Annotated in this window: 15 protein-coding genes, 1 tRNA gene and 1 pseudogene; 9 read left to right on the top strand and 8 right to left on the bottom strand. The window is 61.8% G+C overall.

All coding sequences use genetic code 11. From position 1 onward, the window contains the following. The first annotated feature begins 135 nt into the window (after positions 1-135). On the top strand, positions 136-1512 hold the full coding sequence (locus G9463_RS02130) for an ABC transporter substrate-binding protein (protein WP_165895840.1): 1377 nt from the start codon (positions 136-138) through the stop codon (positions 1510-1512). Positions 1513-1543: 31 nt separating this feature from the next. On the opposite strand, the gene G9463_RS02135 is transcribed toward G9463_RS02130, so the two are convergent. The 4 genes from G9463_RS02135 to G9463_RS02150 are packed head-to-tail and all read right to left on the bottom strand — an operon-like array spanning position 1544 to position 5514. Beyond that, positions 1544-2299 (bottom strand): ABC transporter ATP-binding protein, encoded by a 756-nt coding sequence (locus G9463_RS02135; RefSeq protein ID WP_004961509.1) that lies wholly within the window; start codon positions 2297-2299, stop codon positions 1544-1546. Beyond that, the gene (locus tag G9463_RS02140) at positions 2296-3126 is read right to left on the bottom strand and encodes an ABC transporter ATP-binding protein (protein WP_004961511.1); all 831 of its coding nucleotides are present in this window, start codon (positions 3124-3126) and stop codon (positions 2296-2298) included. The genes G9463_RS02135 and G9463_RS02140 overlap by 4 nt, the downstream gene beginning before the upstream one ends. After that, positions 3119-4402, bottom strand: coding sequence for a branched-chain amino acid ABC transporter permease (locus tag G9463_RS02145; RefSeq protein ID WP_004961514.1), 1284 nt, complete (start codon positions 4400-4402; stop codon positions 3119-3121). Before G9463_RS02145 ends, G9463_RS02140 begins: the two co-directional genes overlap by 8 nt. Then, complete coding sequence (locus G9463_RS02150; RefSeq protein WP_007190409.1) at positions 4399-5514, bottom strand: branched-chain amino acid ABC transporter permease; 1116 nt, start codon at positions 5512-5514, stop codon at positions 4399-4401. The genes G9463_RS02145 and G9463_RS02150 overlap by 4 nt, the downstream gene beginning before the upstream one ends. A gap of 319 nt (positions 5515-5833) precedes the next feature. Here G9463_RS02150 and G9463_RS02155 point away from each other — a divergent pair, with 319 nt between their 5' ends. From G9463_RS02155 to G9463_RS02180, 6 genes are all read left to right on the top strand, one after another. Further along, positions 5834-7048: a hypothetical protein gene (locus tag G9463_RS02155; RefSeq protein ID WP_011223256.1), complete on the top strand. Its 1215-nt coding sequence runs from the start codon at positions 5834-5836 to the stop codon at positions 7046-7048. Positions 7049-7188: 140 nt separating this feature from the next. Beyond that, positions 7189-7263: transfer RNA gene (locus G9463_RS02160), tRNA-Glu, on the top strand. Positions 7264-7343: 80 nt separating this feature from the next. Next, positions 7344-8039: a molybdopterin-binding protein gene (locus tag G9463_RS02165; protein ID WP_007190411.1), complete on the top strand. Its 696-nt coding sequence runs from the start codon at positions 7344-7346 to the stop codon at positions 8037-8039. Positions 8040-8235: 196 nt separating this feature from the next. Beyond that, on the top strand, positions 8236-9306 hold the full coding sequence (locus G9463_RS02170) for an ATP-NAD kinase family protein (protein WP_165895841.1): 1071 nt from the start codon (positions 8236-8238) through the stop codon (positions 9304-9306). Between the two features lie 98 nt (positions 9307-9404). Then, a complete protein-coding gene (locus tag G9463_RS02175) occupies positions 9405-10439 on the top strand; it encodes a phosphate uptake regulator PhoU (protein ID WP_004961528.1) in 1035 nt (344 codons plus the stop codon). A 143-nt stretch (positions 10440-10582) separates the two neighbouring features. Continuing rightward, entirely contained in the window at positions 10583-10813 is a 231-nt protein-coding gene (locus G9463_RS02180; RefSeq protein ID WP_050038030.1) for a HalOD1 output domain-containing protein, read from the top strand. Between the two features lie 19 nt (positions 10814-10832). Here the strand turns inward: G9463_RS02180 and G9463_RS02185 are convergent, their stop codons facing one another. From G9463_RS02185 to G9463_RS02195, 3 genes are read right to left on the bottom strand one after another with little or no spacing between them, the layout of a single operon-like run. Further along, positions 10833-11267 (bottom strand): hypothetical protein, encoded by a 435-nt coding sequence (locus tag G9463_RS02185; protein WP_121303046.1) that lies wholly within the window; start codon positions 11265-11267, stop codon positions 10833-10835. Continuing rightward, positions 11242-12516, bottom strand: a complete 1275-nt coding sequence (locus tag G9463_RS02190) for an RNA-guided endonuclease TnpB family protein (RefSeq protein WP_165895842.1) — start codon at positions 12514-12516, stop codon at positions 11242-11244. The genes G9463_RS02185 and G9463_RS02190 overlap by 26 nt, the downstream gene beginning before the upstream one ends. After that, positions 12513-12656 carry a hypothetical protein gene (locus tag G9463_RS02195; protein WP_023843275.1) on the bottom strand — a complete coding sequence of 48 codons (144 nt, stop codon included), beginning with the start codon at positions 12654-12656 and terminating at the stop codon, positions 12513-12515. Before G9463_RS02195 ends, G9463_RS02190 begins: the two co-directional genes overlap by 4 nt. A gap of 95 nt (positions 12657-12751) precedes the next feature. On the opposite strand from G9463_RS02195, the gene tnpA reads away from it, so the two are divergent. Next, positions 12752-13150: an IS200/IS605 family transposase gene (tnpA, locus tag G9463_RS02200; RefSeq protein ID WP_165895843.1), complete on the top strand. Its 399-nt coding sequence runs from the start codon at positions 12752-12754 to the stop codon at positions 13148-13150. An 82-nt stretch (positions 13151-13232) separates the two neighbouring features. Here tnpA and G9463_RS24440 read toward each other — a convergent pair. Continuing rightward, positions 13233-14054: pseudogene (locus tag G9463_RS24440) on the bottom strand (LEA type 2 family protein); the annotation flags it as partial. Between the two features lie 93 nt (positions 14055-14147). On the opposite strand from G9463_RS24440, the gene G9463_RS02210 reads away from it, so the two are divergent. Next, entirely contained in the window at positions 14148-14351 is a 204-nt protein-coding gene (locus G9463_RS02210; RefSeq protein WP_004961543.1) for a hypothetical protein, read from the top strand. Positions 14352-14374: the final 23 nt, after the last annotated feature.

Consider the following 14374-nt stretch of genomic DNA (forward strand, 5'->3'; position numbering starts at 1 on the left):
GGGTCGGTTGCGTTCAGTCCGCCGTTAATATCTAACGATACCAACAAAAAATATCGGCGAGACTGTAGCAGACTACGGAACGGCAGTGGCACGGGAGGATATAGTTTTATAAGATGTGAATCAGTGGTAAGTGGTATGAGTAGCGATACCAATCGGCGAGCGTTCCTGAAGCGCACTGGAGCGGTAACCACTGTTGGTCTGCTTGGCGGATTGGCAGGCTGTTCAACCGAACAGACCGGCGGTGACGGTGGAGATGGCGGCGACGGCGGCGACGGTGGGATGACCGGAACCGGGACCGAGTCCGGTGGCGACAGCGGTCCGGAGTCGCCGGATGTGCTGATGGTCGTCGGTTATCCCCAGAGCGGTGTGCAACTGTTCAAGGACTTCTACGCCGACTACGGCGACGACGCCGCCGACATCCTCGTCACCGACGGACTGCAGGACGGCGAACTGCCGAGCAACGTCGGCGACGATATGTCGAATGTCCGTGGCACGGCCCCATCGGCGGCCGGGCCCGGCGTCGATACGTTCACAGAGCAGTTCACTTCCGAGTTCGATTACGAAGAGGCCGGCGTGTTTACGTCACAGGCCTACGACGCGACGGCGGTCCAGATACTCGCGAACGTATTGGCCGGCGAAAACGACGGGCAAGCCGTCCGGGACCACATGCGCGTCGTCGCCAACCCGGGCGGCGAGTCGTACGGCCCCTCCGAGTTGCCAGCGGCCGTCGAAGCGGCCGCGGCGGGCGAGAACATCCAGTACGAAGGGGCTTCGAGTGCGGTCAACTTCGACGAAAACGGGGATATGGCCTCGGCGCAGTACCAGGTCTTCGGGTTTCAGGACAGTGGGGGTGTCGATACGCTTAGCACCGTCGACTTCAGCGCTGGCAGCGACATCCCGCAGCCGGAACCGAACGGCTCCGGGAGCGACTCCGGACGGACGATCAAGTTCGGCGTGTTGATGCCCGAAACCGGCGACCTTGGGCCGCTCGGCAGGCCAATCCGCGACGGGGCACTACTCCCGGCCCTGCAACTCGAAGGCGAAGTCGACTTCGAGTTCGATTACCAGGTCGGTGACACCCAGACGCAGGCGCAGGCGGGCATCGACGCGGCCAACTCTCTCGTCAGCGCAGGCTATCCGTCGATAACCGGGGCGGCCAGCTCCGAAACGTCGATTCAGGTCGCCAGAAACGTGCTCATCGATAGCGGCGTCGTCGGCTGTTCGCCAGCGTCCACGTCACCGACGATTACTGACCTCGAAGACAACGATTACATGTTCCGCACCCCGCCCAGCGACGCTCTGCAGGGACAGGTCCTGGCGCAAGTCGGCGTGGGCGAACTCGGTGCGGAGACCGCATCGACGCTGTACGTGAACAACAGCTACGGCCAAGCGCTACAGGAGGCGTTCGCTGGCGCGTTCGAAGCGGAAGGCGGGACCATCGTCAATCAGGTCGGCTTCGAACAACAGCAGTCCTCCTACACGTCTGAAATCAACAGCGCGATGAACCAGTAACGGGGCTGCCGGCGTCGATTCTTTCTTCGAGCTATCCGCCGAGGAAGTCCTGACGAACCTGCTCGTCGTTGAGGAGGACCGTCCCTTCGTCCTCGTAGCGGTTCTGACCCTGCACGAGCACGTAGCCACGGTCACACCGCCGGAGGGCCTCCTTTGCGTTTTGTTCGACCATCAGAATAGCCGTGCCGTCGTCGTTGATGCGGTCGATGCGGTCGAACATATCCTCGACGAGGTCGGGGGCAAGCCCGGCGGAAGGCTCGTCAAGCAACAGCAGGTCGGGGTCGAGCATCAGCGCCCGACCCATGGCGAGCATCTGCTGTTGGCCGCCCGACAGCGTCCCTGCTGACTGTTCGGACCGCTCCCGGAGAATCGGGAACCGGTCGTACACGTCCTCGATCCGGTCTTCCGGTACTTCATCGAGGATGTACGCGCCCATTTCGAGGTTCTCGCGCACGCTCAGTGAGCCGAACACGTTGCCGGTCTGTGGGACGTAGCTGATTCCCTCGTAAATGATTTCGTCGGGATTGCGCTGGCTGATGTCGGTCTCGTCGAAAATGACGTCTCCGCCCATGTACGTTGTCAGACCGAAGACGGATTTCATCACCGTCGACTTGCCGGCCCCGTTCGGGCCGACGATGACGACGTACTCGCCGTCCGCAACGTCCATGTGGACGTCACTGAGGACCTGCAGATCGCCGTAGCCCGCATCGAGGTCCCGGATGGCGAGGAGCCGCTCGGCTGGGTCAGGGAGCGTGACAGCCTCGGACTCTGTCGCGCGCTGGCTCATACGTCACCTCCCAGATACGCCTCAAGTACGCGCTCGTCCGACGTGATAGTCTCGGCGTCCCCTTCGGCGAGGACGCTCCCCTGATGCATGACGATGATGTGTTCGCAGTTGTTCATGATAACGTCCATGTCGTGTTCGACCAGCAGGAAGGTCAGGCCCTGCTCTCGGCGGAGTTCGTGAATCCGCTCCAGCAGCTTTTCTTCAAGCGTCGGGTTGACACCGGCAAGTGGCTCGTCCAGAAGGATCATTTCGGGCTCGGTCATCAGAACCCGCGCCATCTCCAGCAGTTTCCGCTGGCCACCGGAGAGATTGCCGGCATTCTCGTGGGCGAGATGGTCGATCTCGAAGAACTCCAGCGTCTCCCACGCGCGGTCGCGGACGCCCTCCTCGCTTCTGATGACATCGCCGCGCAGTCCCGGCGTCACCGAGCGAACGACGGATTCTCCGACCTGTCCACCCGGTGCGAGCATCACGTTCTCCAAGACCGTCATCTCGGACAGTTCACGGGCGATCTGGAACGTCCGGACCAGTCCCTGGTTTGCGAGTGTGTACGGCGGGAGCCCGGTAATGTTCTGGCCGTCGAAGGTGACCCGGCCACCAGTTGGCTCGTGAATGCCCGTGATACAGTTGAACGTCGTCGACTTGCCGGCCCCGTTCGGGCCGATGAGGCCGGTGAGCGACCCCTCCGCCACGGAGAACGTCGCCCCGTCAACCGCGACAACGCCACCGAACTCCTTGCGGAGGCCGGTGACTTCCAGCAGCGGCGACTCGATCGCGTCGCTCGTGACGGCGGTCTCCTGTCGCGGTGCCGCGTCGGGTTCACTCATTCGCCTCACCTCCGGACCCGGACTGCGGTCTGTCAAGGCTCACGCTCGTTGCGGGTTCGTTTCGGTGGCCGAGCAGTCCGTCTGGCTGGTTCTGGATGATGTATATCAGCACGACGCCGATGAGGACGAACCGGAGCGTGCTGACGTTGCTAATGGTGTATGCGAGCAGCGGGAGCGGGTCCAGTGACCCGAGCCCGGCGATCGCGTCAACGATGTTGCTAGGTGCGCGAGTGCCGCCCAGCGAGACGTTCTCGCCCAATCGGGCCGGCAGATAGAACAGCAGTCCAGAGAACGTCGCCGCCCCGATGATGCTGCCGGTGTTGGACCCCGAGCCGCCGATGATAAGCGCCGCGAACACGTAGAACGTGATCGTCGGTCTGAACTGCTGTGGGCTGACGTAGCCCGCCTGCCCGCGGAACAGAACGCCGGCCAGCCCCATCAGCGCACAGCCGATCATGAACGTCTTGATCTTGAACCGCCGGGTGTCTTTGCCGAGTGACTGAGTCACGGTTTCGTCCTCGCGGATCGCCTTCAGCACGCGACCGAACGGCGAGTTCGTGATACGGGCGAGCACCCAGTAGCTCGCCGCCACGACCAGCAGGAGGAGTATCCCGTACGTGAGGTTCGCCAGATTTGGCCCGGAGACGCCGACACCCTCCGCAGCAGTTACGAGTGGCTGTCCGACGCCGTTGATGAGCGTCGACGCGACCTCGTTTGCGGACTTGAACGAGATACCGGTCGCGCCGCCGGTTCCAAACGGCACCCCGAATAGCGAGACCTCGGCGAGCCCGTTCCAGTTGACGACGAGTCGGATGATTTCCGAGAACGCGACCGTCACGATAGCGAGGTAGTCGGCCTTCAGTCGGAGCGCTGGTAGCGCCGCGAGACCGCCGATGATAGCGGCCATTGCCATACCGCCGATGAGACCGACCCACAGCGGGAGTCCGAGCCCCGGGACCGCTCCCGCGGCCGGGTCAGTTGGCGCAGTGAGAACCGCCGTGGTGTACGCGCCGACGGCCATGAACCCCGCAATACCAATGTTGAACAGGCCGGTGTACCCCCACTGAAGATTCAGCGCCAGTGCGAGGATGGCGTAGCCGCCGATGAGGACGGTCACGCTGCCGATGAAGCCGGCGGCGAGGTTCGCCCAGTTCGCCCCGCCGACAGCGATCGCCAGCACGAGCATGACGGCCCAGATACTGGCGATGAAGGCGACGACCAGCCCTACGTCAGGGAGCGCGTCCAGACGGTTTCGAACAGTGTCAACAGTACTCATGCTGTCGACACCCCCCCGAAGATACCGGACGGGCGCAACAGCAAGACGACGATGAGCACGAGGAACGCGGAGGCCCGGGTCAGTCCCGATGGCAGCCATATCAGGGCCAGACTGTCGACCAGCCCGATGAGGATGCCACCGGCCATCGCCCCGTATATCGAGCCGATGCCGCCGACGATGACTGCGGCGAAGATGAGCAGGAGCAGAATCCAGCCGAAATTGAATGATATCGTGCCGCTTTCCAACACGAGCAGGTAGCCACCGATGCCTGCCAGGCCGCCACCGAGAATCCAGGTAAGTCGAATCACGCGTTCGGTCGGAATCCCGGTCACGCGTGCGAGGTCCTCGTTGTCGGCCATCGCCCGCATTGCTTTGCCGAGCTTCGTCCGCTGTAGCAGCAGATGGACGCCGAGCATCAACAGGACCGACACCACCAGCAGGGTGATTTCGTTGTCAGTGACTGAGATCATCGAGAACAGCGTCACCCGAAGCCCGCCGCTTGCGACCCCACTGGTCTGTGTGCCGAAGACGAACGCGATGAGGTAGCGCAACGCGAGTGCGACACCGATTGACGCAATCAGCAAGGAGATGTTGTCCGTATCACGCATGGGGCGATAGGTGAGTCGGTCGATGAGTAACACGATACCGATCGACCCGACGCCGGCGACGACAAGCCCGAGAAGCACCGGAAGGAACGTCGACACGGTGCTCAATTGCCGCCCCGAATTGAGCATGAACAGTTCCGAGATCGGGGCTCCAGTCCCGAGGCCGGCGGTGATGTACGCGGCGACCCACCCCAGGAACGCCCCGACGGTCACAGTGTCCCCGTGTGCGAAGTTGGCGAAGTCGAGGATGCTGTATGTCATCGACAGGCCGATGCCGGCGAGTCCGACCGCCAGTCCGACGAGCAGTCCGTCCACCACCATTGAGAGCAACGAACTCACGGTGAGAGACCCACCCAGTAACTTGGCTCCGAGGAAGAACACGGTTGTCCCAGCGAGCTTTGCAACTAAATCCAGCAGGAGGAAGCCACTTACAGCGGCCACCACTGCTGCCCCCGGCCGGTCACCCATCACAACACGGCCGTCTCTTGCGAACTCAGCAATTCCCATAGGTTACCCTTCGTTGGACCCTCCTGTCTAAATAACCCACCGGAAATTCGTGCGAAATACCGGTGTAGAAGCCAAGACACCGGTGTCAAAACAGGAATCGTCCCCTCCCATGGTCACGTATCAAGCGAGAGACGATTGATACCACGGGACAGATTGCCGATGGGAGCCACTTCGAACCCAGTGACGGCCGGGTGATCGAGCGCCCGCACAGCGCACGACACCGACTTGGGTCACCAATGCTTTGAGCCGAAACCGTATCGAGAAACCACCGGACATCGGCCCGACATCGACGGAGAACGGTGCTATTCACAGCGCTTTTATGCGGTCCATCGATGATATACGACAGATGGTACGCCTGGTCGTCGCCAGTCTCGTGCTGGCTCTCCTGCTGGGAAGCGGTGCCGCGCCACTGGCGATGTCACAGCCGGCCGACGAGAGCATTGGCGTCCAGACGCCCGACAGGTTCGACCGGACGACGTTTCAGGTCACGCTGTATCAGAACGGGTCGGCGAAGTGGGCCATCCTCTACCGGACGCCGCTTGCAAACGACACTGAACAACAGCAGTTCGAGGAGTTTGCCCGGGAGTTCGAGCAGTCGGAGCAGCCACTGTACCAGAATTTCGTCGAGCAGTCGACGCTGCTGACACAGTACGGGACGAACGTGACTGGCCGGAACATGAGTGCGACCAACTACGACCGGTCGGCGACGGTCGACCCGCTCCAGAACACTGGAACCGTGCGGATGTCGTTCCGCTGGCGTAACTTCGCGGTCGTTGAGGGCGACGCAGTCGTGGTCAGCGACGTGTTCGACGGCGGGTTCTACATCGGGCCGAGCCAGTCGTTCGTCTTCGAGCGCGGCCCCGAGCTAGCATTCGCCGATGTCCAGCCGGCCCCCGCCTCACAGAGCGCCCCGGACTCGCTCGAAAACAGCGAGAGCGTCACGTGGAACGGCGAGCAGTCGTTCAACGACCGTCGGCCCTACGTGGAACTGCAGCCGCGCGAAACCGGGCAGAGCGCTAGTGCTGAGCAGCGCACCACGGCGGACGATGACACACCTGCCGAGGCCGCCGGCGGGCCATCGTGGATGCTCCCGGCCGCCATCGTCGGTCTCATTGTCGTCGCCGGTGGCGTGGCCGCGTGGCGGTCCGGCGCGCTGGGAGGGGTGTTGGGAACCGACGATGACGAACCACCCGCTCCGACGGCGTCGGCCACAGGCGGCACTGAGCAGCCATCGACGGCTTCCTCGGGCGATGCAATGGCGGACACCGACACCCCTGACGAACCGGCAGTCCCCGACGAGGAACTGCTCACCGACAGCGACCGTGTCCGCAAACTGCTGGAGGAAAACGGTGGCCGGATGAAGCAGGTCGACATCGTCGACAGCACCGACTGGTCGAAGTCGAAGGTGAGTATGCTCCTCTCTGACATGGAAGACGACGGCGACATCTCGAAGCTCAGAGTCGGCCGCGAGAACATCATCAGTCTCGCTGGTCAGGAACCCGACGCCGCAGGGTCGCCGTTCGACGACGAGTGATACTGGCGGCTGTACGCCTGTGTCGCGTTTCGCTACCGCAGATATCTGGGAATAGTTACAGCTGACAGCATGATAAACCAGCACAGGGCGGGGCTGAAACGCAATGATTATACGTATCTCCTCGCTACGAACTTGTGTACGCTCCGTTGGTGTAGTCCGGCCAATCATATCACCCTCTCACGGTGATGACTAGGGTTCAAATCCCTGACGGAGCATTTCTCTCCGATTCAACGGATACACAGTTACTACGTTCTATGACCGACAGTATTTGTGTCTGCCAGTCCAATCAGGCGGTATGCGCGTCGCGGTAGTCACCGTCGGAGACGAACTGCTCAGTGGCGAGACGGTCAACACAAACGCTGCGTGGCTTGGACAACAACTCGCGGAGCGTGGCGTCACCGTCGGTCGGACGACGGTCGTCCCCGACGAGATCTCGGACATTGCCCGCGTGGTCAACGAGTATCACGCGGAGTTCGACGCCGTCATCGTCACCGGCGGCCTTGGACCGACGCACGACGACAAAACAATCGAAGCCGTCGCCGCGGCGTTCGGACGGGATGTCGTCGAGAGCGAGGACGCCATTGCGTGGCTGGAGGAACACGGCGGGTACACGCGCGACGACCTGACCGACGGAACGGGCGAGGTACCGGAGGGGTCCCGTGTCTTGCCCAACCACGAGGGGGTCGCGCCCGGTTGTGTCGTCGAGAGCTGCTATGTCTTGCCGGGCGTGCCGGGCGAAATGAAGCGGATGTTCGAGGAGGTCGCAGAAGAGTTCGCCGGCGAGCAGCGATACGTTCACACCGTCGACGCCGCTGAGCCCGAGAGCGCACTCCTTGACCGACTGGCAGAGGTACAGGAGCAGTTCCCGGTTAAGGTCGGGAGCTATCCGGGCGAGCACGTGACCGTCCGGTTCGAAGGGACAGAGGAGGAGCTAGTCGAGGAGGCGGCTGCGTGGTTCAGCGAACGCGTTGAGTCACCGACGGCAGAGTGACTACCGGTAGAGGTGATTCAGCCAGAGAAACGTAAGCAGCAGGCCACCGAGCGTGATGGCCGCGCCGGACGCGTTGATAATCCCTGTCTGAACGCCGCTCTGGAGTACGACTGACATAGCTGTGCGTTCTGCGTGGGGTGGCTTGAAAGGCACGCTCCCGGGCCTCTTTTGCCGCGGGGTCGCGTAGTGACGCTGAATGCGACGAATCGGTGTCGTGGTCAACCCCATTGCCGGCATGGGCGGCCGCGTCGGCCTCAAAGGCACTGACGGGAAAGTCGCGGAAGCGCGCCGCCGCGGCGCGGAGCAACGCGCACCGGACCGCGCACGGACAGCGCTTGCCTCACTCGCCGAGGTCGGGACGGACGTGGAACTGCTCACGTACGGCGACCCGATGGGAGAGCGTCTCGCTCGTGAGGCGGGCTTCGATCCGACGGTCGTTGGCACTCCGGCGAGCGCTGATGAGACAGGCAGCGAGGACACCCGAGATGCGGTCCGAACGTTCGTCGAGGCGGATGCGGACGTGATTCTGTTCGTCGGTGGCGACGGCACGGCTGTCGACGTGGCGACGACCCTCGACGACTTGGACGCGGCTATCCCGATTCTGGGCGTCCCGGCCGGTGTTAAGGTGTACTCCTCCGTGTTCGGCGTGTCGCCACGTGCGGCCGGGCGCATCGTGGCCCGCTTCTCCGAGACGGAGCGCGCGGAGGTCAACGATATCGACGAGGACGCCTTCAGAGGCGGGGAAGTGGTCACCGAACTCCGGGCCGTCGCGGAGGTCCCAGTCGCAGACCAGCGCCAGTCAGCCAAGCAGCTGGGCGGCGGCAGTGTCGAATCCCTCGCCGAGAGCGTCGCCAATGCCGCTGACCCGGATGTGACCTACGTCCTTGGACCGGGGAGTACTGTTGGCGCTATCAAAGAGGAACTGGGGTTCGATGGAACGACGCTTGGTGTAGACGTATGGCGCGACGGAGAGGTGCTCGCCCGCGACGCCGCCGAGTCGGACATCCTCGACGCCCTTGGTGACCGAAATGTCATCGTCGTTTCGCCTATCGGCGGGCAGGGGTTCGTGTTCGGTCGGGGGAACCAGCAGCTATCGCCGGCGGTCATCAGGCAGTGTGACCTCGAAGTGGTCGCCTCGCGGCGGAAACTAGACGGTATCGGCACGCTCCGTGTCGACACCGGCGACCCGGAATTAGACGCGGAACTGCGCGGCTGGCTGCGGGTCCGCGTCGGGCGGCACGAACGCAGACTCGTCGAAGTCGTCTGAAGCTCCTACAGCCGATGACAGCAAGCCATGATATATCGCTCCCGGCATTTTATCATGTATAGTCAAGATTAAGGTATCTCACGCCCCACAAAGGACATATGGAAACCCGGAAAGTCCAGCGATTGGGACCGTCGACACTCGCGATGACGCTGCCGGCGGAGTGGGCCAGTGCGCACGATGTCGAAAAGGGCGACGAAGTGTCGCTTCGGATGGGCGGCAAAGGCACGCTGACAGTCATGCCCGAGTCCGTCCAGACTGAGGAGTCAGAGGCTATCATCCACGCGGAGAATCTCGATGCCGCGTCCGTCGAGCGGGCTATCGTCGCCCAGTATGTGCTCGGTCGGCGCGTCATCCACGTCGAAGCCCCAGAAGGCGAGACGCTAGAATCGTCCCACATCAACGCCGTCTACAACGCCGAAACCCAGCTGATGGGCCTCGGCGTCATCGAAGAAACGCCGGACCGGATCGCGATTCGCTGTTCCGTCGACCCGGAAGACTTCACGCTCAACAACCTTCTCGAACGGCTGGAATCCACCGGCTCGACGATGCGCAATGAAGCGGTGAAGTCCCTCGCCCACGGCAACCCCGACCTCGCGCAGCGGGCGCTCAACCGTGAGCGACAGGCCAACAAGATATTCGTCCTCCTGCTACGGCTCATCTTCACGGCCTACCAGAACCCCAACCTTGCGCGGGCCATCGGCCTCAACGACGGTTTCCCGCTTATCGGCTACCGCTCGATTGCGAAGAACCTCGAACTGACGGCGGACAACGCCGAGGATATCGCCGAGATCGCACTGGAGACCGAGGACCACTCGCTCAACGTCGACAGCTCCACGATGCGCCGCATCCGCGAGTTCACCGACCAGGTCAACGACATCACCGAGCTGGCGGTGCAGGCGGCTGTCGACCGTAACTACGACACTGCGATTCAGGTCCGAGAACTGTACAAGGACATCGGCGACAAGGAACACGAAATCCTCGACGACCTGCCGGAGATGGACAACGAGGCGCTACTGGAAGTGCGTGAAGTGCTCGTCAGCCTCCAGCAGACCGCCGAGTTCGCGGTCCGGAGCGCAGAGATCGCAACGAACCTCGCGCTCAACGAGGAGTCCGAGCACACGACAATCGAGTGAGGCGGCTCCCGCTGCCCGCAGTTGCGGTTCGCAGCGACAGTCCTGTTTTCCGACTCTACCACGTAATTTGGCAGTTTCACTACCACGATCGGTTGCTGTGAAAAACACCTGCACCTTTCATCGGACATCGTGAACGGTCCAGTATGAAGCGGCCTGTCGACCCATCGACACCCATTCATATCGCCGTCAAAGAGACCATCGCGGCACTTGAGGACTGCCACCCTACACAACTTGGGAGCCTTGAGATGGTCGTTGACGGTGAACGACTGGACGCGGTGCTGGATGCCCCGTCAGAGGAGTTACCGATGCTGTTCCAGTACTGTGGCTATACGGTATCAGTCGATGACACGGGGACACTCTGTGTCGAGAACTGAGGGAGCAGACTACTATCGGCTACCCGAGGAGGCCGCCATCGTCTGTCTCGGTTTCAGTCGGCGTGGCCGTCTCCGTCGGGGTCGCTGTGGGTGTCTCGGTCGTCGTCGTGGTTTCCGTTTCCGTCTCTCCGTCGTCGAGCAGGCCGTCATCCGTCTCTGTGTCCCCACCGTCCAGTAATCCGCCGTCTGTTTCGGTTTCCGCGGGTGTTGGGGTTGCAGTCGCGCTGTCGGCTGTCGAACGGTCGGACCCATTACTGGAGTCGTCAGCAGTCCCATCACCGGTCGGGTGCTGCGCCTTGGTGCCGAAGATATCTGTCTCTATCTCCTGCTGGTAGTCAATAGAGTCTAGGTCAACTCTGAACTGCTCGTTGTCGCCCTCAAGCACGAGGTGAACCGCCTCGGGGTCAAGCCCCGAGGCTTCCCGTGGTTTAGTCGGACACTCCCATCCGACCATCGGCCTGATAGCCTCGAACGGTCGGTTGGGTCACGGTCGGGGCGTCCACGGCCCCCGATGCCCGCCGTCGCACCTTCCGAACAACGGGAAGGCTGTTGAGAGCAGGCACATTCCAATCGAGTTTCTTCACGCCTTTCACGGCGATGTTGACGCTTCCACCACGGTCGCTGTGGTCTTGATGCCCACAGTCCCAACAATTGAACCGTTTCTTGTTACGGTTCGCACGTTCCGTGTGTCCGCACATCGGACACCGTTGGCTCGTGTACTCGGGGTTAATCCACGCAGTCGGGATACCCTCGAACGACGCCTTGTACGACGTATAGAACTGGAGGGCGCGGAACGGAAGGTGGTGCAAGCGTCGGTTCATCTGCGTGCCGTAGTCGATACTGTCGCGCATCTCTTTGAGGTCTTCAAAGACGATGCACGGCTTCTCGAACTGACGACTCCACTCCACGATGTGTCGAGATACCTTGTGGAGTCGGTCACGGACGAACCGTTCCTCACGCCCTTCCAGCGTGTCGTGGATGCTGTCTTTCCCCGCGTTCTGGACGCGCTTCCGCATCGTGAAGTAGCGGTGGCGCTCGAACTTGATTTCGGGGAAGTCAATAACCAACGAGTCCTCAATGCCATCCTCGGAGAGAGCGGTGAGAGCCACGTTGTCTTCGTTCACGTCCACACCGACGACCGTCCGCGAGTCCTGCTTGTCTCGAACGGTCTGTTCGGTGTTGGTGACGTTGACGTGCAACTCAGCGTTGTCGTTGTGGAACAGGGCTTCCGCCGTCCCAATCTTCCACTCATCGCTTTCGAGTGCGGTCTGGAGAATGTCGAGGTTGGCGTCACTCCCTTTGAGGACGCCCGTGACGTGCTTGTACGGCTTCGCGCTGATGCGGAACGCCACGTCGCCGTCGTCGGTGAGCGACAGGTTGTACCCCTCCTCGTAGTTCGCTCGGAGGGGGTACGCGCCGTCCTTGGTGTGACTGGGTTTGCCGAAGTCGTCGTACTCGTAGTAGTTCTCCATCGCGCCGAGTGCTTTGGCGACGACGCGCTGTGTCGTGTTTTTCACGAGGTTGGCGTCGTCGGCTACACGGTCGGGAATCGCGTCCCAGTCGACGCCTTGCTTGGCGAGACGGATGGTTTCGTTGTACACCGACCGCGCTTCGAGGGTGGCGTCGTACAGCAGGCTCTCGTTGTCACTCTGGATGTCGAGTTGGAAGTCCAGCGTCTTGACGAGAGCCTGTGAGTCGGTCATTCTTGCTCGTTGGGTTGGACGTGACGGTAGTGGAGGAGGAGCGTGCGGAGTACGCTGTCGAAACTCGTGTGGCCCTCCTCGTCCTTGAGTTCGTCAAGGTCGTCGTACACGGTGTCGGATACCTTGAGTTGTTTCGTCACGTCTACCCCTTGTTCTTCCACAGTTAAAAGTTTACTTGTGGTAGTCTGTGAGTCACTTCAAAGAATACTTTCGATTGGTCGTTGTATTGGTATGTATGGGCGAGAAGCGGTCGAACCACACGGTGTACAACATTAACTACCACTTCGTGTGGTGTCCGAAGTACCGCCACGCGATACTCGAACCAATCGAGGATTCGCTGGAAGCGAGTTTCCGTGCCATGTGCGACGAGTACGGCTACGAGAGACTGTCGCTCCACATCTCACCCGACCACGTACACCTGTTCCTGTCAGCCCACCCGAAGCATGCGCCGAGCGAGATTGTGCGAACGGTCAAGAGCATCACGGCGCGGGAGATGTGGGAACAGCACGAACCGTTCTTGATGGAGTATCTGTGGGGAGGTGGGTTCTGGGAGGAATCGTACTACGTGGGGACGGCGGGTGATGTTTCGACCGACACGATTGAGCAGTATATCGAGCGAACGGAACACGTTTAACGGGGCTTACGGCCTTCACCTCGGGGTCAAGCCCCGAGGCACTCGGCCTGCTCCGCCTGTAGAGGTCCGTCTGCTGGTTTCGCTGGAGGTGGGTCACCCACCAGCGGTCCAGGTTCTCGTTCTGGATAGCGGTGTTCGCTTCGAGCGTCGTTTCCTCACCGGGGCTGAGGACGTAGCCACGATCCGTCTCGCCCTCGCCAACGGTCACGTCGTTCATCTGGATAGTGTAGCCGACTTTGGTGATTGTGTAAGGGTACGGCTTTGGGTTGTACACGTCGAAGGCAAGGTTCAGTGGTGTCTCGGACTGGGTGAGGTTCTCCTGGTCCCACGCGCCGCGGGTCTCGTTGATGTAGAGGACGGGGTCCGAGACAAGCGGCTGGTCCGCCTCGACGGGCCGCGTCTCGGTGGAGTTGAACTGGCTGAGGAGGTCCGTCTCGATAGTTCGTTCCTGAGTAGCGGACACTGACCGTCCGCCGAGCATCGAGGACGTGACGGTAGCGTCGATACCTACTGTCGTCGTCTCGCCGTTGTCGATGTGAGTGACCCACCACGGCGGGATACGGTCGTTTTGCATGTCGGTGGTGAACTGTAGCGTCGAGTTGCCGGTGCCGAGACCGATGCCCTGCCTGTCGCCCTGTGCCATCTCTACGCCGTTCATTGAGACCGTGTAATTGAGTCCGACGCCGCCCAGCTGGACGCCGACCGGGTTGGGATTGGTCACGGTCAGGTCCGTCGCCACGGTAGTCGTCTGGTTCGAGACACCTGCGAAGTGATTGTTCACCGACGCGACACTGGGCGTGCCCAGGACGCCGAGTGCGACGCTGCCCCCCGCGACAGCAGCGATTGCGACAACCAGCACGCCAACTATTTTCAACCGACTCATAGTTGCACATCCATCTCCCATGGGGAGGTATATGTCCTGTGGCTCCAGCCCGAATGAACTAAGTGGGCAACACCGAAAGCGTCGTACATGAGTTCCAAGGCGTCCAAAAGCGACATGGGGACGGGCCTGGCCCTGCTGTTCGGGCTCGTCTCTGTCGGCGCGGCCGTGGTCACAGCAACAAACAGCTATAACTACGCGATTCTGCACGCACAGGAACTTGAGACGGGGAACCTGCTCGTGACATCTGGCGGCGCATTCGGGCTTGCGATGCTGGCCGCGGCCGTGGCAATCGTGGCGATCCACGCCTACGACGCCTGATACTGGTATCAGCCGCAAGACTG

This window comes from Haloarcula sp. JP-Z28 (genome assembly GCF_011440255.1).
Taxonomy (GTDB): domain Archaea; phylum Halobacteriota; class Halobacteria; order Halobacteriales; family Haloarculaceae; genus Haloarcula; species Haloarcula marismortui.